This is a genomic window from Rahnella ecdela, from assembly GCF_019049625.1.
Classification (GTDB): domain Bacteria; phylum Pseudomonadota; class Gammaproteobacteria; order Enterobacterales; family Enterobacteriaceae; genus Rahnella; species Rahnella ecdela.
This window is the reverse complement of the sequence record NZ_JAFMOY010000133.1, coordinates 267,084-289,771: the sequence shown is the minus strand read 5'-3', so window position 1 is coordinate 289,771 and position 22,688 is coordinate 267,084. Positions and strand designations below refer to the sequence as shown.

21 protein-coding genes are annotated in these 22,688 nt (G+C 52.9%); 12 read left to right on the top strand and 9 right to left on the bottom strand.

Features of this window, described 5'->3' with window-relative positions:
* Position 1: 1 nt before the first annotated feature.
* Together J1784_RS24665 and J1784_RS24660 are read right to left on the bottom strand one after the other, a co-directional pair.
* Complete coding sequence (locus tag J1784_RS24665; RefSeq protein WP_217151364.1) at positions 2 to 550, bottom strand: GNAT family N-acetyltransferase; 549 nt, start codon at positions 548 to 550, stop codon at positions 2 to 4.
* A gap of 148 nt (positions 551 to 698) precedes the next feature.
* On the bottom strand, positions 699 to 1,490 hold the full coding sequence (locus J1784_RS24660) for a helix-turn-helix transcriptional regulator (protein WP_217151363.1): 792 nt from the start codon (positions 1,488 to 1,490) through the stop codon (positions 699 to 701).
* 179 nt (positions 1,491 to 1,669) lie between these two features.
* Between J1784_RS24660 and J1784_RS24655 the strand changes: the two genes are divergently transcribed.
* Positions 1,670 to 2,440: a class I SAM-dependent methyltransferase gene (locus J1784_RS24655; protein ID WP_217151362.1), complete on the top strand. Its 771-nt coding sequence runs from the start codon at positions 1,670 to 1,672 to the stop codon at positions 2,438 to 2,440.
* A 46-nt stretch (positions 2,441 to 2,486) separates the two neighbouring features.
* Here J1784_RS24655 and J1784_RS24650 read toward each other — a convergent pair whose 3' ends face one another.
* On the bottom strand, positions 2,487 to 3,404 hold the full coding sequence (locus J1784_RS24650) for a DUF808 domain-containing protein (RefSeq protein WP_217151361.1): 918 nt from the start codon (positions 3,402 to 3,404) through the stop codon (positions 2,487 to 2,489).
* 386 nt (positions 3,405 to 3,790) lie between these two features.
* Between J1784_RS24650 and J1784_RS24645 the strand changes: the two genes are divergently transcribed.
* The 8 genes from J1784_RS24645 (at position 3,791) to ppnP (ending at position 10,867) form a co-directional block, all read left to right on the top strand.
* Complete coding sequence (locus J1784_RS24645; RefSeq protein WP_217151360.1) at positions 3,791 to 4,066, top strand: YdgH/BhsA/McbA family protein; 276 nt, start codon at positions 3,791 to 3,793, stop codon at positions 4,064 to 4,066.
* Between the two features lie 238 nt (positions 4,067 to 4,304).
* On the top strand, positions 4,305 to 4,883 hold the full coding sequence (locus J1784_RS24640; protein ID WP_217151359.1) for a class I SAM-dependent methyltransferase: 579 nt from the start codon (positions 4,305 to 4,307) through the stop codon (positions 4,881 to 4,883).
* A 274-nt stretch (positions 4,884 to 5,157) separates the two neighbouring features.
* Entirely contained in the window at positions 5,158 to 5,682 is a 525-nt protein-coding gene (aroL, locus tag J1784_RS24635) for a shikimate kinase AroL (RefSeq protein WP_217151358.1), read from the top strand.
* A 539-nt stretch (positions 5,683 to 6,221) separates the two neighbouring features.
* Entirely contained in the window at positions 6,222 to 7,001 is a 780-nt protein-coding gene (locus J1784_RS24630; protein ID WP_217151357.1) for an IclR family transcriptional regulator, read from the top strand.
* 71 nt (positions 7,002 to 7,072) lie between these two features.
* Positions 7,073 to 8,650: an OPT/YSL family transporter gene (locus tag J1784_RS24625; protein WP_217151356.1), complete on the top strand. Its 1,578-nt coding sequence runs from the start codon at positions 7,073 to 7,075 to the stop codon at positions 8,648 to 8,650.
* Positions 8,651 to 8,783: 133 nt separating this feature from the next.
* Positions 8,784 to 9,713: a DUF1177 domain-containing protein gene (locus tag J1784_RS24620; protein WP_217151355.1), complete on the top strand. Its 930-nt coding sequence runs from the start codon at positions 8,784 to 8,786 to the stop codon at positions 9,711 to 9,713.
* 4 nt (positions 9,714 to 9,717) lie between these two features.
* The gene (locus J1784_RS24615; protein WP_217151354.1) at positions 9,718 to 10,395 is read left to right on the top strand and encodes an AroM family protein; all 678 of its coding nucleotides are present in this window, start codon (positions 9,718 to 9,720) and stop codon (positions 10,393 to 10,395) included.
* Positions 10,396 to 10,576: 181 nt separating this feature from the next.
* Positions 10,577 to 10,867, top strand: coding sequence for a pyrimidine/purine nucleoside phosphorylase (gene ppnP / locus J1784_RS24610; RefSeq protein ID WP_013576688.1), 291 nt, complete (start codon positions 10,577 to 10,579; stop codon positions 10,865 to 10,867).
* A 72-nt stretch (positions 10,868 to 10,939) separates the two neighbouring features.
* Here ppnP and rdgC read toward each other — a convergent pair whose 3' ends face one another.
* Entirely contained in the window at positions 10,940 to 11,854 is a 915-nt protein-coding gene (rdgC, locus tag J1784_RS24605) for a recombination-associated protein RdgC (protein WP_112287473.1), read from the bottom strand.
* Positions 11,855 to 12,064: 210 nt separating this feature from the next.
* On the opposite strand from rdgC, the gene mak reads away from it, so the two are divergent.
* The gene (gene mak, locus J1784_RS24600; protein WP_217151353.1) at positions 12,065 to 12,985 is read left to right on the top strand and encodes a fructokinase; all 921 of its coding nucleotides are present in this window, start codon (positions 12,065 to 12,067) and stop codon (positions 12,983 to 12,985) included.
* A 63-nt stretch (positions 12,986 to 13,048) separates the two neighbouring features.
* On the opposite strand, the gene J1784_RS24595 is transcribed toward mak, so the two are convergent.
* The 5 genes from J1784_RS24595 to sbcD all read right to left on the bottom strand — a co-directional run bounded on the left by J1784_RS24595 (position 13,049) and on the right by sbcD (position 20,378).
* Positions 13,049 to 13,870, bottom strand: coding sequence for an ABC transporter ATP-binding protein (locus J1784_RS24595; protein WP_238485697.1), 822 nt, complete (start codon positions 13,868 to 13,870; stop codon positions 13,049 to 13,051).
* Complete coding sequence (locus tag J1784_RS24590) at positions 13,867 to 14,631, bottom strand: ABC transporter permease (RefSeq protein WP_120506457.1); 765 nt, start codon at positions 14,629 to 14,631, stop codon at positions 13,867 to 13,869. The genes J1784_RS24595 and J1784_RS24590 overlap by 4 nt, the downstream gene beginning before the upstream one ends.
* 11 nt (positions 14,632 to 14,642) lie before the next feature.
* Complete coding sequence (locus tag J1784_RS24585; RefSeq protein WP_217151352.1) at positions 14,643 to 15,656, bottom strand: ABC transporter substrate-binding protein; 1,014 nt, start codon at positions 15,654 to 15,656, stop codon at positions 14,643 to 14,645.
* A 238-nt stretch (positions 15,657 to 15,894) separates the two neighbouring features.
* The gene (gene sbcC, locus J1784_RS24580) at positions 15,895 to 19,143 is read right to left on the bottom strand and encodes an exonuclease subunit SbcC (RefSeq protein WP_217151351.1); all 3,249 of its coding nucleotides are present in this window, start codon (positions 19,141 to 19,143) and stop codon (positions 15,895 to 15,897) included.
* Positions 19,140 to 20,378 (bottom strand): exonuclease subunit SbcD, encoded by a 1,239-nt coding sequence (sbcD, locus tag J1784_RS24575; protein WP_217151350.1) that lies wholly within the window; start codon positions 20,376 to 20,378, stop codon positions 19,140 to 19,142. The genes sbcC and sbcD overlap by 4 nt, the downstream gene beginning before the upstream one ends.
* Before the next feature lie 238 nt (positions 20,379 to 20,616).
* On the opposite strand from sbcD, the gene phoB reads away from it, so the two are divergent.
* Together phoB and phoR are read left to right on the top strand one after the other, a co-directional pair.
* A complete protein-coding gene (phoB, locus tag J1784_RS24570) occupies positions 20,617 to 21,306 on the top strand; it encodes a phosphate response regulator transcription factor PhoB (RefSeq protein WP_112287479.1) in 690 nt (229 codons plus the stop codon).
* A 22-nt stretch (positions 21,307 to 21,328) separates the two neighbouring features.
* Entirely contained in the window at positions 21,329 to 22,648 is a 1,320-nt protein-coding gene (gene phoR / locus J1784_RS24565; RefSeq protein ID WP_217151349.1) for a phosphate regulon sensor histidine kinase PhoR, read from the top strand.
* Positions 22,649 to 22,688 lie beyond the last annotated feature (40 nt).

The window sequence follows — 22,688 nt, the reverse complement described above, 5'->3', positions numbered from 1 at the left end:
CTCAGAGATCGCCAGGGATCAAAGAATACACCCAGGCATCACGCGGCTGGCCGTGATAATAAAGCCGGTTACGGTGCAGTCCTTCGGACGTCGCCCCCGCTTTTTCTGCTACCCGGCGGCTGCGCTCATTGTCGTCCATCACCACGATTTCCAGACGGGTCAGTTCCAGTTCGGTAAACGCAAAACGCGCTGCGGCTCTGACAGCCAGCGTTGCCAGTCCCCGGCCGGTATAACCGGTACGGATCCAGTAGCCGAGATTTGAAAATTTATATTCCTGAACGATGCGGTTGATGCCTACGCTGCCAATAAGATTACCGCCGGAACGTTCAAAAACACAGAAATTGAATTCTACGCCGCGATGACGTTTTTGCTCACTGTCGGTGAGATATTTGCGGCTGTCATCAAGAGAATATTTATCGGAACACCAGCTTTCCCATGCGCCAATTTCATTGACCGAGGCCTGAACGGCGGCAAAGTGAGTGATGGCTTCCAGCTCTGTAGCGGCGCGGATCTCAATCTCATCATCCTGATAAATCTGGCGTGTCAGCATGGGCATTATCCTGTCATTGAGGAAACCAATAGTTTAGGAAACCAAAAAGTCAGCCTCACATATCTGGCATCAATCTGTCAATTGGCGAAAATGCCGCTAAGCCAGAAAAAATAAGCGAGAAAAAACAGCGAGCTGCCTGTTTATGATTTTATTCTTCCGGCAGCAGCATCACCAGTTTGCATTCTGCATAGCCTGCCGGGAAAAATGTCTGTTGCCGGTAGCGGATTTCACCGCTGAGCGGATGGTTAAAGCGCCTTTCGCCACCTTCGCGCGCCAGCACCTCCTGCTGCGTCCACCACTGACTGAATTCGTTGCTGCGTTCCCGTAACCGGAGCACCGACTGACGGACCGCCTCTGAATGCGGGTAATGGCTTGTTTCGGCGCGAAATTCTGCCACCACTCGCTTGGCGCGTTCCGGCCAGTTGGTCACCAGCTGGCGGGCCAGCGGATGCAGAAACATAAAATCCAGCAAATTAGGATGTTCATCCACGCCGAGCCAGCCGCTGAAAAGCGCACCGGCCTGCGGATTCCAGGCCAGCATATTCCAGCAACTGTCGAGCAAATAACCGGGGCAGGTCAGCTGATTGACATACTCTTTTAGGCCCGCGTCCGGCGCGGCGGAAGAGGGCAACGCTTGAGGATCTTTCACCGACGCGAGGCTGAATAAATACTCGCGTGCGGCAGGCTCCATACGCAGTGATTTCGCCAGACGGTCAAGCGTGGAGGCTGATATCGACACATCCCGCCCCTGCTCAATCCACGTATACCACGTTGCGCTGATACCGCTGATTTGCGCCAGTTCTTCACGCCGCAGCCCGCTGGTTCTGCGGCGCGGTGAGCCCGGTAAGCCCACCATTTCCGGTGTCACGCGTTCGCGGTGCGTGCGTAAAAATGTACCCAGCGCCTTCGGCCCGCTGAGCGACTCTGCGTTATCAATCATGCCGTCCTCTTAAACTGGAGTTCTGAAACTAAAAGTTTTTAAACAGGGAGTAATTTATACCAGTATAAATGCTCATATTGTACCCGTATAAAACTATGCCTATAGTGATTTTGAGGTCATTTGAAACCCGCGTTCTTCCCTAATAAATCAATAAAAAAACAAGACAGACAGGAGCAATGATGAACATGAAAAATACCCATACTCAGGCCGTTGATAAGCAATTTGGTTCGCAGGCAAAAGATTATCTGACCAGCGCCGTTCACTCGCAGGGCGCTGATCTGCAACGTCTGGCGACGCTGCTGACGCCTTTCCCGGATGCGCAGGTGATTGATCTGGGGTGTGGCGCAGGGCACGCCAGCTTTGTGGCTGCTCGGGTCGTCAAAAGTGTGATTGCTTACGATTTATCGTCGCAGATGCTGGAAGTGGTGGCGCAGGCGGCAAAAGATAAGGATTTGAATAACATCACGGTACAGCAGGGCGTGGCGGAGTCACTGCCGTTTGACGACCACAGCGCAGATATCATTATCAGCCGCTATTCTGCGCACCACTGGCATGATGTCGGGCAGGCGTTGCGCGAAGTGGCCCGCGTGCTGAAGCCGGGCGGTAAATTTATCATGATGGATGTGGTATCGCCGGGCCATCCGCTGCTGGATATTTATCTGCAAACCATTGAAGTGCTGCGCGACACCTCTCATGTCCGCAATTATTCGCCGGGCGAATGGCTGAACATGGCTTCTGAAGCTGGCCTGATATCCCGCGAAGTCACCACCGACCGCCTGCCGCTGGAATTCACCAGCTGGATAGCACGTATGCGAACGCCGGAGCATTTCGCTGTTGCTATCCGCGAGCTGCAAAATGTGATGTCTGAGGAAGTCGTAAAACACTTTGAGATCCAATCCGACGGCTCATTTACCAGCGATATTATGATGCTGGTGGCGTCGAAAAACTAAGTGATTGCGCCCTCCGGTGAACGGGGGGCGCGAAGGGATTTTTCTATTATTTCTTACCGAAGATCTTTTTCCCGATCATCACCAGCGCCAGTACGGCGGCGCCGACCACCAGACCGACAACCAAATCGGTCGCACCGGTAATCAGCGTATTCACCCAGCTCTCATGCCCGTGAGTCAGCGGCTCAATCAGGCTATGCATGAACGGTAAACCGTGGCTGATAATGCTGCCACCGACCAGGAACATAGCGATGGTGCCGACAACCGACAATATCTTCATCAACCAGGGGGCAAGATTCACGATGCCGCGGCCAAAAGCGCGCACTGCGTTCATTATGCCGCTTTCGCCGTTCAGCTTACTCAGGTACAAACCGGCGTCGTCAATTTTGACAATCGCCCCGACCAGCCCGTAGACGCCGATGGTCATCGCTACGGCAATCAGCACCATCACGGTAACCTGATTAAGGAAGGGGGCAGATGATACGATCCCCAGCGAAATGACGATGATTTCAGCAGAGAGAATAAAGTCAGTACGAACGGCACCTTTGACCTTATCTTTTTCCTGCTTTTTAGCATCGGCTTCATTTTTTACTTCAGCCGTTGCCGGTTTTTCTTCTTCGTGATGCTCACCGGGCATGAATTTATGTGCGACTTTTTCGAAGCCTTCATAACACAGGTAAGCCCCGCCAATCATCAGCAAAGGCGTGATAGCCCAGGGAATAAAGGCGCTGATCAGTAATGCCAGCGGAACCAGAATCGCTTTGTTGATCATGGAACCTTTGGCGACCGCCCAGACAATAGGTAATTCACGATCGGCTTTCACCCCGGTCACCTGTTGTGCGTTCAGTGCCAGATCGTCACCCAGCACGCTGGCTGTCTTTTTTGCGGCGACTTTACTCATCGCCGCGACGTCATCAAGAATCGATGCAATATCATCAATTAAAGCCAGAAGGCTGCCACCCGCCATAAACACTCCCTTTTATCATTGTGCAAAGGTTTGCCGCACACGCGGAACCCGAACTCTGTTGTCATGACCTTGCATCAGATCACAGCAACAGAAAATTCATAAAAAATAATCATATCAGTGATTGCATAGCGGCGTCGATTTGTGCGAATGTTGTCGCGTTCTTAAATAACTTTGAAATCTCTCCATACTTTCTCCATTAAATATTCTCGTTTTTCCAGCGGTTACGAACGCTGAAATATTTTCTTTCATTCTCTCCTTATTTTTACCACAAAGGTTAAACTTCTTTACGTTCGATTACGTCTGCTTTCATTGATTCGCCGATAATTAATTCAACGGATGACTTCCGCTCCATTAATTAACGAAACTAACAAAGAAAGGTGCGTATTATGAAACTCTTACCTGCAATTACAGCTGTCGCTATTACCGTCGCTTCATTATCTGCTCTTGCTGCTACGCCAATTTCAGAAATGCAGGCGCAAAGCGGTAATTTCCAGTCACTGGGTGTAGTTTCAGTCAGCGCACCTAATACCGTCCCAGGCAGTATGCGTGACGAACTGAACCAGGTAGCGAACGATAAGGGCGCGTCCCACTACCGTATCATCGGTCAGGGTACCCCCGGCGACTCCAGCCTGAATCGTGCAAGCGTTGAGCTGTATAAATAAAATTCTGATTTTATATAAAGCATTTTTTATAAAATCCAATTAAGTTATTTCCTGTAGCGAGAAGGCCAATGTCACCTGACATTGGCCTTTTTATTATCCAGATTACAAGAGGTTCTTTTGAGAATCATCTCATGTGTTTTAATTTATCTTTCTCATTTTGATTATTATTTCTCTTATTAATCATTTCTTAAGAATTTTTGCGGTATATAAGGGTCTATGTCCTCAGGAGGAAGTTAATATGTTGAATGCCGCAAAAATGACAATCAAGAACACAGGTGTTTCGATCCAGAATCAATTTTTCTATTTACAGAATTTTATTACTTCACCAAGGACAATGGGGACGCTGATGCCATCATCCCCGTGGTTGTGCCACGCAATGCTCAGCCAGATTGACTGGTCGACGTCACTGGATATTGCTGAACTTGGCGCGGCCGACGGCGTACTGACCCGCCGCATTCTCAGCCGGATGCGTGCCGATGCAAAACTTGAGGCATTTGAAATCCAGCCGGTGTTTGTCCGCAAGCTGAACCAGATGGATGACCCCCGCTTGCAGGTGATGGCGCATTCTGCTGAGCATATGAGCACTCAGTATGACGCCGTGTTTTCCTGTCTGCCGCTGCTGTCAATGCCGGTGCGAACCAGCATGAGGATTTTGCAGGCCACACGCCAGCAACTGAAGGAAAAGGACGGGGTGCTGGTTCTGTTCCAGTACAGCCATCTTTCCGAGAAATTGCTGTCACGCTATTTCACCTGGAAAAAAATCCGTGTGGTGAAGAATTTCCCACCGGCGCTGGTGTATATCTGTAAACCTCGCTGATACAGCAACTTATGGAAGCTGGATCGCAAAGCTGCCCGCAGGCCTTTGCGGGACAAGGATTTTTCAGTATGATGAGCCCCATAGCGTAAATAAAACGCTACAGAAGCTTCACTGGCAGATGATAAAAATCTGCCAGTGAGGCTTTTTTGTTGTACTATCTGGCGAGTACAGCGCCAGGCCAGTACAATGAGCAGTTTTGACGTTTACACTTCATATTGATGATGGATTTTCATCAGGCGGGCTAACGGCTCCCGGGAAATAAAGGATAGCGGTAATGACACAACCCATTTTCATGGTAGGCGCGCGCGGTGCGGGTAAAACGACGGTCGGCAGCGCTCTGGCGAAAGCACTGGGCTATAAATTTGTCGATACCGATCTGACATTGCTGCGCACCTCCGGCATGAGCGTAGCGGATATCGTTGAACGTGAAGGCTGGGAAGGTTTCCGCCGCCGTGAGACTGAGACGCTGAAAGCGATTTGCGCACCCTTCACGGTGATCGCGACCGGGGGCGGCGTAGTGCTGGCGCAGGAAAACCGCGATTTCATGCGTGATGCCGGAACGGTTATTTATCTGCGTTCACCGGCTTCTACGCTGGCCAACCGTCTGGAAGATGCGCCCCTGGAAGATCAGCGACCGACACTGACGGGTAAACCGATTACCGAAGAGATGAAGGAAGTGCTGAATGAGCGCGAAGCACTGTATCAGCAGGCTGCTCATCATGTGGTGGACGGTACGCTGGATCCGGCGGGCGTGGTGAATGCTATTCTCGATACGCTGGCACTGCCGGTCGCACGTTAAATCGCCCGTCTGAATAACTGAAACGAGCCCCGGTGGCTCGTTTTTCATGTTCGGAGATCCTACTGTGAGGAACGGTGTAAATTATACGGGCCATTTTTGTGATGCATGTCACGGGTTATCAAGTATTGTGCAGATGAATGTGCAGGCGTAAAGTAATCACTCAGGTTATTACTTTTACGTACACCTCCGCAACGGAACCCATGATGAAATCCCTGAGACAATTCTTCAGTCAGCACGCGAAAGCGATGCCCGCCATCTGGTCAGTCACGATAATTCTCGTAGAAGCCTCTATCGCGCTCTATATTTTGCGTAATATTTAATCAAAATTATCTGCTGATTTTTACGTCCGTCACCTCATTTTTACTCGGAATTAAATCTCCCTTCCTGTGTATTGAATGGCTTTAGGAATTTCTTTAAGCATATTCATTTATCCGTCTTGTTTTGCATGAAAAATAAACGGCTTGACGCTGACACGTATCAGCCTTAGTTTTTATTTATCTTAACAGGAACACTGTTCCATATATCGGAACTACCTCCTTATGACTACATTAGAAAATGCGGCAGCCGTGCTGAAGTTATTTTCCAAACAGGAAATCCGTCAGGGACATCCGGGTTTGTCATTCAGTGATGTTGTCGGAAATTTGAAATTACCGAAAAGCACGGTTTCGCGTTTGCTTATGACCATGGAAACGCAAGGGCTGCTGGAACGCGATCCGGACAGCCGCCTTTACCAAATTGGAAAGTTATTACTGGCCGTCTCAAGCCATTATTTATCGGCGCCGTTGGTAGATTTAGCGTCGCCTTATATGACGCAACTCAGCCAGCTCACACAGTGCACCGGATACATCTCGATGCTCGAAGGGCGGGACATTATGGTGATGCGCATGTTCCCCGGCAGAACCTATTTGCAAGTGGTGACTCCTGCGGGAAGCCTTTTGCCAGCACATGAAACGGCCATTGGTCGGGCCATATTGTCACGCTATACCGATGATGAAGTCCGTCAGCGCTTTACCGGTAAGTACCATGCACACTCGGTGAATGCACCGGAAAGTCTGGACGTTTTGTTATCCCGCCTGGCTGAGGTTCGCCTTACGGGAGTGTCATTTGCCAACAACGAAACGTTGCTGGGAATAAGCACGTTAGCCACCAGCATTTTTAATAAGCATCGCAATGAAATTATGGGGCTGTGTTTATCTTTCCCTTCGCCCGCGCAGGGAAAGGAAATTCCGGAAGGGATCCGGGACGGACTGATTGCCGTAACACGGCAACTCGCCGAAAAATTGGGTGATGAGTATTGGCATTTGCCCGGCCGGGTATAAACCGGGAAGGTAATGACCAATAACGGACCCGGAAATTCGCTGTTTTCATATTTGCCAACACCAGGGGCCTTATGTCAGATCAACCTGCTAAAAATAATAAGGAAAATCCGCTAAAGGATATTGGCACTCTCATCGTGATGATCCTGCTGTCTGTTTTGGGCGCAATCATCGGAGTTCAGCTGATTACCACATTGGGCGTTACGCCTAATACGTCGATTATCGGTGCGCTGTTTGCCATGTTACTGGCGCGCGTCCCGATGCAGGCTTTTCAGCGCTATCGTTCTGTTCACACGCAGAATCTGGCGCAAACCGTGATTTCCTCCGCCACGTTTGGCGCAGCAAACAGTCTGCTGATGCCGATTGCTATTCCTTATGTCATGGGGCAGCCGCAGCTGATCATGCCGATGTTTACCGGCGTAGCGGTGGCGATGTTGCTCGATGCTTATCTGCTTTACCGTCTGTTTGATACCAAAGTGTTTCCGGCCAGTAATGCGTGGCCGCCGGGCGTTGCCGCTGCTGAAGCTATTAAAGCCGGGGATAACGGCGGACGTCAGGCGTGGCTGCTGGTTGCCGGTGTGGTGGTCGGGCTGGCGGGTGCGATGCTTAAAATTCCGATGGCGGCGTTCGGTACGGCATTTATCGGCAATATCTGGGCGCTGAGCATGTTCGGTATTGGTTTGCTTATCCGCGCCTATGCCCAGCCGGTTGCCGGTTTGGATCTTAACGCGCTGTATATTCCGCACGGCATGATGGTCGGTGCGGGGCTGGTTTCACTGTTGCAGGTGATTCAGGTAGTACGTGCCAAAGGATCCGACGCCAAAACCACGTTTACCCAGCCAGCAAAAGAAGTGCGTAAAGCGCTGGGGCTGGGCGCTTTCGGGTATGTCGCGATTGCCGCATTGCTGGCGCTGGCCGGTGGTCTTTATAGTGAAATGTCGGTGGGAATGCTGATTGCGTTTGTGATTTACGCTGCGTTTGCCGCGTTCTTCCACGAGCTGATTGTCGGGATTGCCGCGATGCACTCCGGCTGGTTCCCGGCCTTTGCCGTGGCGCTGATTACGCTGATTGTCGGCATTCTGATTGGCTTCCCTCCACTGGCGCTGTGTGTGCTGACCGGTTTTACCGCGGCAACTGGCCCGGCGTTTGCCGATATGGGCTTTGACCTTAAAGCCGGTTTCATCCTGCGCGGCTACGGCAAAGATTTACGTGCTGAACTTTATGGCCGCCGCATTCAGTTATTCGCTGCCTTACTGGCCTTTATTATTGCCATTCCTGTGGTCTGGTACGCCCATTACGGTTATTTCGCACAGGATTTAGTCCCGCCGGTGGCGCGCGTGTATGCAAAAACCATTCAGGCTGGTGCGCAGCCGGGGATCGCCCACAGCCTGCTTATCTGGGCCATTCCGGGCGCACTGATCCAGCTGATTGGCGGACCGAAACGCCAGCTTGGCGTGCTGCTCGCCACTGGTTTGCTGATCAACAGCGTGATGGCCGGATGGGCCGTGGTCTGCGGCATCGTGCTACGCATCATCATTATTCGTATCTGGGGTGAAAAAGGGCGCACGCCAATGGAAGTGCTGGCAGCAGGTTTTATTGCCGGTGACGCACTTTACAGCTTCTTCACGTCGGTTTTCAGCGCCAAAAAGTAGTGAATACAGCACCAACACCAGGGCTTACTTTTAGCCAGCATGACACACCGACTGTTCCACGATGAACAGCGCCCGCGACCGTTTTGCCACTGCGCTTTATGCGCCGGTTGCGGGGTTTTAAGAGGATTTTGTGATGAGTTTGCAACAGACATTAACCGTATTCGAACTGATTGACAGTGCGCATGTCAGCGGCCAGGACATTGTGGACTTATTCGCCGCTTATCCCGGCATCATTGCCAGCACTAACCGTGCTGACGGCCCGAAGGGCGGCACCGATTTTGTCCGCATTACCGTGCCGGGCAGCCAGGGTAAGAGCAGCGGCGGCACTGCGCCAACGCTCGGTATTATTGGTCGTCTGGGTGGGATTGGTGCACGTCCGACGCGTATCGGACTGGTATCTGATGCTGACGGCGCCATCGCCGCAGTGACCAGCGCACTCAAACTGGCCGACATGCAGCGCAAGGGCGACATGCTGGAAGGCGACGTGATTATCACGACGCATATTTGCCCGAACGCACCAACCCGACCACATGATCCGGTCGATTTCATGGATTCACCGATTGATGACGTGACCATGAATGATAACGAAGTCGTGGAGGGTGTCGATGCCATTCTTTCTATCGACACCACCAAAGGTAACCGCATTATCAATCACAAGGGATACGCCATTTCGCCGACGGTGAAAGAGGGTTATATCCTGCGTGTTTCCGAAGATTTGCTGCGCATCATGGAAATGACCAGCGGCAAACCGGCGGTGACTTTCCCGATCACTACACAAGACATCACGCCGTACGGCAATGGTGTGCATCACCTGAACAGTATTCTGCAACCGTCAACCGCAACCAGCGTACCGGTCGTCGGTGTGGCGATTACGGCGGAATCTGTGGTGCCGGGCTGTGGTACCGGCGCAAGTCATGAAGTGGATATCGCACTGGCGGCAAAATTTGCCGTTGAAGTTGCGAAAGAGTTTGGCCGCGGCACCTGTCAGTTCTTTGATGCCGATGAATATCAACTCCTGTTGTCGCTGTACGGAAGCTTGCGCCACCTGCAAAACCGGAAGTAATCAGATGATGACATCCTTTGCGACGTTAACAATCGGACAGGCGCCACGCAGCGATATTATGCCGCTGCTGATGGCGCATCTGCCAGCCAACTCAGTCACCCATGTGGGGCTGCTGGACGGGTTAAGCACGGAGCAAATTGAGCAGCGTTACGCACCTGCGGAAGGCGACGCGGTACTGGTCACCCGTCTGCTGGATGGTTCGCAGGTTTCTCTGGCCGCGCCGCGGGTGGAGCGGGGCTTGCAGGAAAAGATTGATGTGCTGGAAGCGCTGGGTTGCATGACTATTCTGCTGTTGTGTACCGGCGAATTTAACCATTTGCATGCGAATAATGCCCTGCTTCTCGAACCGGATCGCATTATCCCGCCGCTGATTGGCTCGATGGTCGGGCAGCACCGCGCAGGCATTGTGGTACCGGTGGAATCGCAGGTTGTTGAACAGGCGAACAAATGGCGAAAATTAGCCAAAGCGCCATGTTTTGCGGTCGCCAGTCCGTATCTTTCTGACGATCAGACGCTGACGGAAGCCGCAATGCGCCTGGCCGAGCAGGGGGCGGAAGTAGTGGTTCTCGATTGCATAGGATTCAACCGTCATCACGTGGATGTGCTGAAAAAACATCTGAATATTCCGGTGTTGTTATCGAATGTGCTGATGGCAAAACTGGCGGCGGAGCTGGTGGTCTGAGGATATGACGGACGGGGCATACAGCTACCCACAATGGCACTGTGCGGCCGTAAAATCAAATCAGCGATCCCGCTTTGCGGGCGGTGTCGTCTGGTGCAGATAAAGCGGTAATAATCAGTGACAGAAGACGGTTTGTGCCCCTAATATGAAGGCTCTGAAAATTATCGCAAAGGGCCAATCTATGTTGAAAAATAATGAGTATTTTGACGGGAAAGTGAAGTCGATTGGTTTCGACAGCGAAAGTACGGGTTCAGCCAGTGTTGGTGTGATGGCCGTCGGTGAATACACGTTCGGTACCGCAAAGCCGGAAGAAATGACCGTCATCAGCGGCTCACTGAAAGTGCTGATCCCGGGATCTCCGGACTGGCAGGTCTTCAAGCCAGGCGAAACCTTCTACATTCCGGGTAAAAGTGAATTCAACTTACAGGTCGGCGAAACCACGTCTTATCTCTGTAAGTATCTGACCAAGTAATTTATTCAGACACAGTAAAAACAAGAAAGGCGCCCATTCGAGCGCCTTTTCTTATTTCAGCGGCGAGAGAGATTATCTCTGTGCTTCGCCGCCCAATGCTTCGATCAGGTTCTGGATTAACGCCGCCAGTTCACCGGTCATCAGCACGAAATCGGCATCGAAACGTCCGGCGAAATCTTCGCGGTCGATATCTTCATTTTGATCACGAATGACGTCGCTGAATTTCAGACGTTTAATACTGCCGTCGTCGGCCAGCACCACGGCGATACGTTCCTGCCAGTCAACCGCCAGTTTGGTGACCAGTTTGCCGTTCTCAATATGCGTGGCAATCTCGTCGCTGACCAGCGCCTGTTTCTTACAGCGGATCACGCCGCCTTCTTCCAGAATCGCTTTCAGTTCGGCTTCGTCCTGCAAGGTGAAACCAGCAGGCGTTTCGCCGGAGCGCACCCATTCGGTCAGCGTCAGTTCGATCGGGCTTTCCATAGTTAGCGGCACGACCGGCAGCGAACCCAGGCTTTTACGCAGCAGCGCCAGCATATCTTCGGCTTTCTTGGCGCTGGCGGCATCAACCATAATCAGGCCGTTGACGGTATCAATCCACATGAACGTCTGGCTGAAGCGGCTGAATGCGCGCGGCATCAGGCTGTGCAGTACTTCATCTTTCAGGGAATCTTTTTCAGTCTTTTTCAGCTTGCGGTGTTGTTCACCTTCGAGCTGATCAATTTTGGCCTGTAACTCCTGCTTAATCACCGGAGAAGGCAGAATTTTTTCTTCTTTGCGTGCGCAGATCAGGATCTGCCCGCCGTTGACGTGAGTCAGCGCGTCGCCACCGTGGGAACCCATCGGTGAAACCCAGCCGGTTTTCGCCATATCCTGGCTGCCGCACGGGGTAAAGGTGAAAGCACTGAGCTGTTTTTCCATCTCGTCAGCAGATAACGAAACTTCACGGCTCAAACGGTAAACCAACAAATTCTTAAACCATAACATGGCGTTATCCCTGTTCCGGCGCACTCGTGGTACGCTGAATAAATGAATACAGGGCGGCATGATAACCAATTGAGCGCCGGTCGTCGTTAAGAAATCGCCGCTGCCTGTAACATTGCATAACAGCTTATTCTGGTGACAGAGGCCGCTGGCTTCTAAACTGAACAGACTCAGAAAAACTGACCCTGCAGGATATAAAAAGGAGAAGAAAACGTGAGAATTGGCATTGATTTAGGCGGCACAAAAATAGAAGTCATTGCGTTATCTGACGAAGGCAAAGAACTGTTTCGCAAACGGGTCGATACGCCGAGAAATGACTATGAACGCACACTGAAGGCGATTGAAGGGCTGGTGCTGGACGCTGAGAAAGCCACCGGTCAGCGCGGCAGCGTGGGGCTCGGGATCCCGGGCACGTTATCTCCGTTCACCGGCAAAGTGAAGAATGCCAATTCGGTCTGGCTGAACGGTCAGCAACTGGATGAGGATCTGGCGCTGTTGCTAAAACGCGAAGTGCATATTGCTAACGACGCCAATTGTCTGGCGGTATCTGAAGCTACGGATGGTGCGGGCGCAGGCCGTCACACCGTGTTTGCCGTGATTATTGGCACCGGATGCGGTTCCGGCATTGCCCTTAACGGCGTGGCGCACGCGGGTGGCAACGGTAACGCAGGCGAGTGGGGCCATAATCCGCTACCGTGGCAGGATGAGGAAGAAATCCAGTTCGCACGTGAAGTCCCGTGTTACTGCGGAAAATCAGGCTGTGTCGAGACGTTTGTTTCCGGCACCGGTTTTGCCGAAGACTATTTCCGCCATTCCGGTCAGCGGTTAAAAGGGGCAGAGATTATTGCGCTGGTTGAGCAGGGCGACGAAATGGCAGAACTGGCGCTGGGTCGTTACGAGCGTCGTCTGGCAAAAGCCCTGGCGAACGTGGTGAATATTCTCGACCCGGACGTGATTGTTTTCGGCGGCGGCATGAGCAATGTGGACCGTTTGTATCAGACCGTTCCGTTGCTTATCAAACAATGGGTGTTTGGCGGGGAATGTGAAACACCGATGCTCAAAGCGGTTCACGGGGATTCGAGTGGTGTGCGCGGCGCAGCCTGGCTGTGGCCACAATCGCGTTTTGCGCTGTAGGTTTCAATCCATCGTAAGAAAGTGACAGGGGTGCAGAATTTGCGCCCCTGATGTTATCGTCCGTTAAAGCGCCATTTCCCGTTTAAACACTTCCAGCGTATGCGCCTTCACGCGGATAAATTCCGGGTGGCTCATAATTTCTGAACCGCGCGGGCGCGGCAGGTCGAAGGGTACGATTTCCGCAATCTGCGTTGGCCGTCGGGTCAGCAGCAAAATCTCATCCGCCAGAAACACCGCATCCTCCAGATCATGCGACACAATCAGCATCGTGACGCCCGTCGCCAGCTGCACTTCCTGCAATTTATCGCGGATAAACAGCGTCATTTCGAAATCCAGCGCCGAGAAAGGTTCATCGAGGAACATCACTTCCGGACGTGTCGCCAGCGCCCGCATGATGCACACGGTTTGCTGCTGGCCGCCGGAAAGCTCATACGGATAGCGCTTGAGGTCGAAACGGATATCAAACATCTGCGTCAGTTCTTCAACGCGAGTATTGACGTCCGTCTTGTTCATGCCGTGGCGAATCAGCGGATACGCGATGTTGGCGCGCGCACTCATCCACGGAAACAGCGCGTCACGGTAGTTCTGAAAGACATAACCGATAGTGGTCTGCGCCAGCGTTTTGCCATCAAACAGAATGTCGCCTTTATCCACCGGGATAAGCCCGGCGACCATGTTCATTAACGTCGATTTACCGCAGCCGTTCGGGCCGAAGATCGACACGATTTTTCCGCGCGGCAGGTCGAGATTGAGATCCGTATAAAGCGGTTGTCCGGCAAAGGCTTTGCTCAGTCCGCGGATCGTCACATGGGTGTCCGGGCGCGTGGCGTATTGCGGTAACTGCGGGCCTTTATAATCAGGGTTCAGCGAGAGAGGTTGCGTCATGCTTTGCTACTCCAGTGGACGGTTTTTTTCTCGATCAGCAAAAAGGCGAGATTCAGCAGATAGCCCAGTGCGCCGGTTATCAGGATCGACGCGTACATATCTTTGATATTGAACACCTGCTGGGCATCAATGATCCGATGACCGAGTCCGGTTTCGGATCCGATAAACATTTCGGCGACGATCACGATCACCAGTGCAATCGACACGCCGGTTCGCAGGCCGACAAAGGTCTGCGCCAGACTTTCCATCAGCAGGATGTCTTTGAAAATATGCCAGCGGGAAATCCCCATCACTTTCGCCGCCATCAGGCGGGTTTTCTTGGCATTCATCACGCCGTACGCGCTGTTAAACAGGATAACCAGCACCGCAGCAAATGCAGCGATGGCGATTTTGTTGGCATCGGTAATGCCGAAAATCAGCATAAACAGCGGGATAAGCGCTGATGACGGCGTGGAGCGGAAGAAGTCGATGAGAAATTCGAGGCTGCGGTAAATCTTTTCATTGCTGCCTAAAATTACCCCGAGCGGTACGCCAATCACTGCGGCAAAGGCGAAAGACACCAGCGTGCGGTAGAGCGTGGCGCCGATATCAGTGCGCATGGACGTATCGAAAAATGACTGAAACATGTAGCCAATCGTCTCTACGGGCGAAGGGAGAAGTACTGGATTCAGCCATTTTGCGCTGACGGCCAGCTGCCAGAACAAAAACAGCAGTACGGGGCCGACCAGCGGCAGTAATCTTGAAGACCAGCGTGAAGTCATCCTGTTTCTCCTTATCCTTTATAAATCAGTGAAGCAACATCCACCGGTTTGCTGAAGATTTTTCTTTCCGTAAACACGTCATAAAACTTCTGGAACCATTGCAGGTTGTCGCCTTTCAAATCGGGATACATCACAAAGCCGGGCAGTGGCACTTCCTTCACCAGCGCCGGTTCAATGCTGGTGTATCCGGCGACGTTTTCACGGGCCTTGTCGGGATGCGCGGCAATGAATTCCACCGCTTTCTGATAAGCGGCAATAAACTTTTTGGTTTCTTGGGGTTTGCTGGCGATAAAAGCGGAGTTCAGTGCCGCTGCGCCGCCAAACCAAGGGGCGTCAGCGTTGCCGAGCACATATTTAGAAATCACGCCGGTTTCCAGCGTGCGGGAAAGGTTTTTCATGCGCCCGACTGTGCCGGTAGGTTCAAGGGTATACACGCCGTCAATTTGTCCGGCAGCCAGTGCAGGTGCGTGCTGGCCGACCGGCAGTTCGATCACGGAAGGAGTGGTGAAACCATTTTTCTCCAGAATGATCTTTGCCATCGTCACGTTCTGGATCCCCGGACCGCAGGCGATCTTCTTGCCTTTCAGGTCGCTGATCGCTTTCGCGGTGCTGTTGAGCGGCACCAGAAATTCATCCAGAACCAGCTTATGATTAGACGGATTCGAGCAGATGATTTTGAACAGATCCGGCGAGGTGATCGCCCCCAGTCCCAGGGCGCCGGTGGCTGTACCATTGGCACAGCCGTGGATCCTGCCAGTGATCATCCCTTCGACAATTTGCTGTGCGCTGGCGAACTTAACGCCTTTCACATTCAGTCCGGCCTCTTTAAAAAAGCCCTGTTCCAGCGCCACGTATAATGGTAAACCGCCAACAATCGGCCAGTAACCAATGCGAATTTCGTCGTCGTCGGCTGCAAAAACAGACGTCGGGATCATGCCGCCAAGAGTGGATACGCCGCCGGTAATGGCGAGCCATTTCATCAGCTGGCGGCGTTTTTTATCGACTTCAGGTTTGATGTTTTTCATGGGCGGTTCCCTTAGCGGTTATGTGGGCGCTGCAACTTGTACTGCAACTTGTATACATAACGTTAAGCACAGGGCGTGCCAGTTTATCGGCAGGAGGGAATTAGCGGGAATTCAGCGGCTTGGAAAGGAGTAAGCGCACTACGCTGGTGCGATTTTTGCGCAGACGCCCACAATCAGGATCCATTGCGGAGCAGATGGCTAGCAATTTACCCGCCAGCTGCTCCGCGAGTGAAACCGGTCAGATTTTAAATTCATTGCTCAGGCGGCTGACGCCCAGACCGTTCACCTTGGTGACTTTTATCTGCACCGGAATGCGGTCTTTCATCGCTTCGACATGGCTGATGACGCCGATGGTTTTGCCCGACGCATTCAGGCTGTCGAGCGCGTCCAGCGCGGTATCCAGCGTGTCGGCGTCGAGTGTGCCGAAACCTTCGTCAAGGAACAGCGAATCAATGCGGGTTTTATCGCTGACCAGATCGGAAAGTGCCAGTGCGAGTGCCAGACTGACCAGGAAACTTTCGCCGCCGGATAACGTGCGGGTATCGCGCACCGCATCAGCCTGCCAGGTATCGACCACCTGCAATTCCAGGGCGTCACTGGTTTTGCGCTGCAACAGATACCGCCCGTGCAGTTTTTCTAGCTGACGGTTTGCCAGATACACCAGATGATCGAGCGTCAGACCCTGCGCGAACTTACGGAATTTCGCACCGTCGCTGGAGCCAATCATCTGATTGAGATAACCCCAGTCGTCACAGGTCAGCTGCGCCTGTGAAATCTGCGCAATCAGCGCCTGCTGGTTACCGCTTCGCACTTTATCATCGTTAAGTTTATTGGTGATTTCACCCAGACGTTGCTGCAACATTTTCAGTTGCTGCGCCAGTTCTGCCTGCTGCCCCGTCAGAGCAGCAAGGTCAGTGTCGGTTTCACTCAGATGAGCAGGGCGGGCAATTCGATGTTTTTCCAGCTGTTCTTTGGCATCGCTGAGTAATGCATTCGCCTGCACCAGTTGCTGTTGCAGATGTTCTTTGCGTTGCTGAAGTTGCTGGCGCAGTGCATCGTCAAGCAGCGCCAGTTTCACTGCGGCTTCATCGGCAAATTCGCTGGCGCTCAGCGCCTGTTGCCACACCTGCTCCGCCTGAGTCAGTTGTTCTGTGGCCTGCAATTGTTGCTGCTGCGTACTTGCCAGCTTACCCGCCAGCTGATCGCGCAGTTCCTGCGCTTTTTGCAGCGCGGTCTGTGCTTCGCTGACCGATTTTTCTGCCGCCAGTTGTTGCTGATGTAAGTGCTCGCGAACCTGCGCAACCTGGCGGTCTCCGAACAGTTCAAGGCGTTTTGCGTTCAGTTCAGAAAGGGATTTCTCGCCTTCCGCCAACAGCTTTTGCAGCCGCTCAAAGTCCTGCTGAGATTTGGCCTGCGTTTCTTCCAGCCGGGTAACGCGTTCGGTCAGCAATGCGATTTGCTGTTGTACTTTCTGCTGTACATTCAGGGCGTCATTCAGGGCATCTTTCGCCTGTTGGAACGCCCGCGCCAGTTGTTCGTGCTGGTTGATCAGCGCCTGCGACTGCTGCTCTTCTTCGTCGCGGGCGGTCAGCCATTGCGCAATAGCGGCGGCGTCATGCAGGGTAAATGTCAGGTTCAGCGGCGTGCTGAGCCGCTGCCAGTTTTCGGTATGTGCATTCAGTTGCTGGCTTTCCTGCTCCAGCTGAGTGTGCAGTCGTGTTTGCTGTTCTTTCAGACTTTTGATTTTTGCTGCCAGTTCGATGCCGCTGGCTTTTGCCGTATCGAATTCCTGCTGCATTTTTTCGACGCGCAGGGCTGTTACTGAAGGCTTAATTTCCTGATAACTTTCAATCGCCGGATGGGACGTGGAACCGCACAGCGGACAGGCTTTACCGCTTTGCAGATTCGCGCGCTCGGCTTCGAGGCTGACGATCAGCATTTCCTGTTTATGCAGCGCTTTGACGTCGTTGAGATGTTCCAGCTGTTTCTGACATTGAAGTCGGATTGCGACCAGACGCTGTTCTTCGTCAGCCAGCAGCGTCCGATACTGTGCCAAATCTTTGTGCTGTTGCTGCACGCGCTGGTTCAGCTGCGGAAAAATTTGCGCGAGTGAAAAAAGTTGCTGGCGCACAGGACGCAGCTGCGCCAGCTCTGTTTGCCGTTTCTGTAATGCTGCCAGCGGATGCTGTTTTTCCAGCTCAGTCTGACGCTGTTGCGCTGTGTTCAATGCATCTGTCAGCGTGGTCTGGCGGGTCTGATGCTGACGGCTTTCCTCGTCCAGTTTCTGACGTTCGGCAGTCATTTTCACCAGCGCCGCGCTATGCTCACTGACCAGTTTCTGCACGTCACTGACTGACTGCTGCGTTTCAGCCAGTGATTTACGCCACTGGCTGATTTCATTATCCAGCGGCAGGATTTTTTCTTCGATCAGCGTCTGCATCTGACGCTGTTCTTCAGTCTGTTTCTGACGCGCCATTTGCGCCTGTTCCACCGCCAGATTCAGCGGCGTCATCTGCGTGATCTGTTGTTCCTGCTGCTGCGTAAGTTGTGTCAGTTCTTGCTGAAGACGCTGTGATCCATCCTGGCAACGCTGGCGATCGCTGAGTAATGGACGCAGTTTTTCTGCCGGTTCACTGCGTGCCAGCTGTTGTAACTGCGGCGCGGCGGTCAGATTCTCCTGTTCCGCGGCGGTCAGTTGTTGCTGAGATTGCTGATGTTTTTGCTGCAACTGCTGCCACTGTTGCAGCCAGTTCAGATCCTGCTGGCGCTGCTGTGCCTGCTGGCTAAGGTTGATTTCCTGCGTGTTCAGTTCAGCAAGTTGTACCTCCAGCACCTGACGCTGTTCTTCGCTGAGCAGTTCGATTCCGGCCATACGCTGGTGCAGACCGTCGAGTGTAATACGTGCTTCTTTATGTTGCTCAAACACGCGTTCAGACAGCAGTCCGTAAATTTCGGTGCCGGTCAGTTCTTCCAGAAGTTCGGCACGGTCATTGGCGTCGGCATTCAGAAATGCGGCGAACTGTCCCTGCGAAAGCATCATCGATTTCGTGAAGCGGCCAAAATCCAGCCCGGTGAGGGTGGCGATGGCGTCGAGTTTGTCGCGTACTTTATCGGCCAGAATTTTGCCATCGGCAAGCAATGCCAGCTCAACCTTCGGCGCCTGCAAATTGCCGTCCGGGGAGTTTTTGGCGCGGCGCTGGCTCCAGAATGCGCGATAACCTATGCCTTTCACTTCAAACTCCACTTCCGCCAGCGACTCTGCGGTGTGACGGGTCATCAGTTCATTCTGACTTGGCGTGATGTTCAGCCGCGGCGTCTGGTGATAAAGCGCCAGACAGATGGCATCGAGCAGAGTGGTTTTCCCCGCGCCGGTCGGGCCGGTGATCGCGAACAATCCGTTGCTGGCGAAAGGTTCGGCGGTAAAGTCAATTTTCCATTCGCCTTCCAGCGAGTTCAGGTTTTTTAAACGCAGGCTGAGAATTTTCATTGTGCGTTATCCTCCGCATTCTGACCGCTGGTGACTTGCTCGACGACCTGCGCGAACAGCGTGCGCATCCGCGCCTGACGCGGCTCGTCCGGATCAGGTTCCAGCGCCAGCCGCCGTTCGAACACATCGCTGACACTCAGTTCACTGAGCGTTTCCTTTTCCTGCTGCTCAATGCTGTGAATGCGTTGTTCCTTGCTGCGACGTAACAGCACCACTTCCACCGGCAGATCGGCGGTCAGCGCCTGAATGCGGCGCTGAATATCACTGAGATAATCCTGCGTGGCGACTTCGATATCCAGCCAGACCGGTTTTTGCGCGTCGCCACCGGCAAATTGCGTCAGCTGCTTTTCGATTTCTGCCAGCGAGCCTTTGATTATCTGCATTGGCTGGAAAATCGGGATTTCCAGTGTGTCGATGGCCTTAAGCGTCGCACCGTCGAAATCAAGTAAGTACACACTTTTGGCTTTGCTCAGTTCGTCAAAACTCAAAGCAATCGGTGAACCGCTGTAACGGATATGTTCGGTTTTGGCGACGCACTGCGCTCGGTGAATATGGCCGAGCGCCACGTAATCGACTGGCGGAAAAGCCTGTGCCGGGAATGCATCCAGCGTGCCTATATAGATGTCGCGCACGGAGTCGGACGTACTGACGCCGACGGTGGTCAGATGCCCGGTGGCAATAATCGGCAGCGGCACGCCGAGTTCGTCGCGTTTGGCCTGCGCGGCCTGCCAAAGGGCGTCGTAATGCTCGGCGATGGCTTCCTGCAATGCCAGCTGTTTGTCACTGCCGGATTGTCCCGCCTGACTGGCGAGCAAATCACGCGGGCGTAAAAACGGGATAGCGCAAAGCACCGCGCCCGGTTTTCCGTCACGCTGGTTGAGCACTAAAATTTGCTCAGACAGATTTTCGCCGACGGTCGCAATCACCCGCGTATTCAGGCAGGAAAGCAACTCGCGCGATTCGTTCAGCGTGGCGACGGAATCGTGATTACCGGCCAGCACCACCAGCTGACAGCCGGTTTGTTGCAGTTCGACGACAAAGCGGTTGTACAACTCACGGGCATAGCTCGGCGGTGAGCCGGTATCGAAAATATCGCCCGCGACAATCACCGCATCTACTTGATGTTGCTGCACCTGACCGGTCAGCCAGTGCAAAAATGCCTGATGTTCGGCAGCACGGCTTTTGGTGAAAAAGTACTGGCCGAGGTGCCAGTCTGACGTGTGGATCAGGCGCATGAGACTCCCGTATGGATCCTGGATGAGGACAATGGGGCAAAGTATAAACGTCGGCGGGGGACGCTGTCCCCGATAAATCAGCCGTGTTTCATGTAGATGGCAGCTAAACAGAAGGAAATTATCTGTCATATTTGACTGTAATGAACCATCCTTTCTATTCATAAATCTGTCACAAAACTGACGCATAATGGCGCCCGCAATCAAATAAAAGATCGCTAACCTATTGGCAGGACCTACGATGGCAAGACGTATACTGGTGGTTGAAGACGAAGCTCCAATCCGTGAAATGGTGTGTTTTGTACTGGAACAGAATGGCTATCAGGCAGTAGAAGCTGAAGATTTTGATTCAGCCGTTGGCCAGCTGGTAGAACCTTACCCTGAACTTATCCTGCTTGACTGGATGTTACCTGGCGGTTCAGGGATCCAGTTTATCAAACATCTGAAACGTGAAGCCCTGACCCGCGAAATTCCGGTAATGATGCTGACCGCACGTGGTGAAGAAGAAGACAGGGTGCGCGGCCTGGAAGTCGGTGCCGATGATTACATCACCAAACCGTTTTCTCCAAAAGAACTGGTTGCCCGCATTAAAGCCGTGATGCGTCGCATCTCGCCGATGGCGGTGGAAGAAGTGATCGACATGCAAGGTCTGAGCCTGGATCCGTCATCTCACCGGGTAATGGCCAACGAACAGGCGCTCGATATGGGGCCGACCGAATTCAAGTTATTGCACTTTTTTATGACCCACTCCGAACGTGTTTACAGCCGCGAACAGTTGCTCAATAACGTCTGGGGCACTAACGTTTATGTGGAAGATCGCACGGTAGACGTGCATATTCGTCGTTTACGTAAAGCGCTGGAAACCAGTGGACATGACAGAATGATCCAAACTGTTCGTGGAACTGGATACCGTTTTTCAACGCGTTATTGAGTCCCCACAGCGGAGAATCTGTGTGCTAGAACGTTTGTCATGGAAACGATTGGCCGGTGAATTCTTTCTCTTTTGCCTGCCAGCGTTAATCCTCGGTATCTTTGTCGGCCATTTTGGCTGGCTCCTCTTTGTGTCGCTGATGGCGGCACTGGGCTGGAATTATTACAACCAGCTAAAACTCTCTCACTGGCTGTGGCTTGACCGCAGCATAACTCCGCCCAATGGCCGCTGGAGCTGGGAACCGCTGTTTTACGGGCTGAACCAGATGCAGATGCGTAACCGCCGTCGCCGTCGCGAATTAGGCCAGCTTATCAAACGGTTTCGCAGCGGTGCCGAATCGCTGCCGGACGCCGTGGTACTGACCACGGAAGAGGGCAATATCTTCTGGTGTAACGGACTGGCGCAAGATTTGCTCGGTTTCCGCTGGCCGGAAGATAACGGGCAGCACATCTTCAATCTGTTGCGATATCCGGAGTTTCGTACCTGGGTCCAGACTCGTGATTTCAGTCGCGCCCTGAATCTTCAGCTCAATAATGAGCATTACGTCGAGTTTCGCGTCATGCCTTATTCCGAAGGACAGTTGCTGATGGTGGCGCGCGACGTCACGCAGATGCGTCAGCTCGAAGGCGCACGCCGAAACTTCTTCGCCAACGTCAGTCATGAACTGAGAACCCCGCTGACCGTATTGCAGGGTTATCTGGAAATGATGGAAGACGCTAAGCTGGAAGAGCCGTTTCGTACCAAAGCGCTGGACACCATGCAGGAACAGACGCGGCGTATGGACGGGCTGGTCAAACAGCTGCTGACATTGTCGAAAATCGAAGCGTCGGCGAATATCGATATGCATGAGAAGGTCGATATTCCGGTCATGCTCGGCATGCTGGAGCGCGAAGTGCAATCCCTGAGCAATGGTCGCCATGAAGTAGTGTTTCGCGTAAATGACAAGCTGAAAGTCTTTGGAAACGAAGATCAGCTGCGCAGCGCGGTGTCGAATCTGGTGTACAACGCGGTTAATCACACCCCGACCGGCACACGGATTGAAGTCAGCTGGCAGCAAACGCCGCACGGTGCGCAGTTCCAGATAAGTGATAACGGGCCGGGCATTGCGCCGCAGCATCTGCCGAGACTGACAGAACGTTTCTACCGCGTCGATAAAGCACGTTCGCGTCAGACAGGGGGTAGTGGCCTCGGATTGGCCATCGTTAAACACGCCCTGAGCCATCACAACGCCAAACTTGAAGTGATGAGTGAAGTCGGCGTCGGCACCCGCTTTATATTTACACTGGCACCGAAGCTGATTGTTCCTTCTGATTCCGGTACCCCGGTTTCTGCTAAACCCTGATATCTTCAAAGCCTGCTGCCGCTGGTAGCAGGCTTTCTTC

Excerpts from the sequence above, each read along its gene's own strand:
- J1784_RS24665 (WP_217151364.1), bottom strand. The coding sequence starts at position 550 with ATGCTGACACGCCAGATTTATCAGGATGATGAGATTGAGATCCGCGCC.
- J1784_RS24660 (WP_217151363.1), bottom strand. The coding sequence starts at position 1,490 with ATGATTGATAACGCAGAGTCGCTCAGCGGGCCGAAGGCGCTGGGTACA.
- J1784_RS24655 (WP_217151362.1), top strand. The coding sequence starts at position 1,670 with ATGAACATGAAAAATACCCATACTCAGGCCGTTGATAAGCAATTTGGT.
- J1784_RS24650 (WP_217151361.1), bottom strand. The coding sequence starts at position 3,404 with ATGGCGGGTGGCAGCCTTCTGGCTTTAATTGATGATATTGCATCGATT.
- J1784_RS24645 (WP_217151360.1), top strand. The coding sequence starts at position 3,791 with ATGAAACTCTTACCTGCAATTACAGCTGTCGCTATTACCGTCGCTTCA.
- J1784_RS24640 (WP_217151359.1), top strand. The coding sequence starts at position 4,305 with ATGTTGAATGCCGCAAAAATGACAATCAAGAACACAGGTGTTTCGATC.
- aroL (WP_217151358.1), top strand. The coding sequence starts at position 5,158 with ATGACACAACCCATTTTCATGGTAGGCGCGCGCGGTGCGGGTAAAACG.
- J1784_RS24630 (WP_217151357.1), top strand. The coding sequence starts at position 6,222 with ATGACTACATTAGAAAATGCGGCAGCCGTGCTGAAGTTATTTTCCAAA.
- J1784_RS24625 (WP_217151356.1), top strand. The coding sequence starts at position 7,073 with ATGTCAGATCAACCTGCTAAAAATAATAAGGAAAATCCGCTAAAGGAT.
- J1784_RS24620 (WP_217151355.1), top strand. The coding sequence starts at position 8,784 with ATGAGTTTGCAACAGACATTAACCGTATTCGAACTGATTGACAGTGCG.
- J1784_RS24615 (WP_217151354.1), top strand. The coding sequence starts at position 9,718 with ATGATGACATCCTTTGCGACGTTAACAATCGGACAGGCGCCACGCAGC.
- ppnP (WP_013576688.1), top strand. The coding sequence starts at position 10,577 with ATGTTGAAAAATAATGAGTATTTTGACGGGAAAGTGAAGTCGATTGGT.
- rdgC (WP_112287473.1), bottom strand. The coding sequence starts at position 11,854 with ATGTTATGGTTTAAGAATTTGTTGGTTTACCGTTTGAGCCGTGAAGTT.
- J1784_RS24595 (WP_238485697.1), bottom strand. The coding sequence starts at position 13,870 with ATGACGCAACCTCTCTCGCTGAACCCTGATTATAAAGGCCCGCAGTTA.
- J1784_RS24590 (WP_120506457.1), bottom strand. The coding sequence starts at position 14,631 with ATGACTTCACGCTGGTCTTCAAGATTACTGCCGCTGGTCGGCCCCGTA.
- J1784_RS24585 (WP_217151352.1), bottom strand. The coding sequence starts at position 15,656 with ATGAAAAACATCAAACCTGAAGTCGATAAAAAACGCCGCCAGCTGATG.
- sbcC (WP_217151351.1), bottom strand. The coding sequence starts at position 19,143 with ATGAAAATTCTCAGCCTGCGTTTAAAAAACCTGAACTCGCTGGAAGGC.
- sbcD (WP_217151350.1), bottom strand. The coding sequence starts at position 20,378 with ATGCGCCTGATCCACACGTCAGACTGGCACCTCGGCCAGTACTTTTTC.
- phoB (WP_112287479.1), top strand. The coding sequence starts at position 20,617 with ATGGCAAGACGTATACTGGTGGTTGAAGACGAAGCTCCAATCCGTGAA.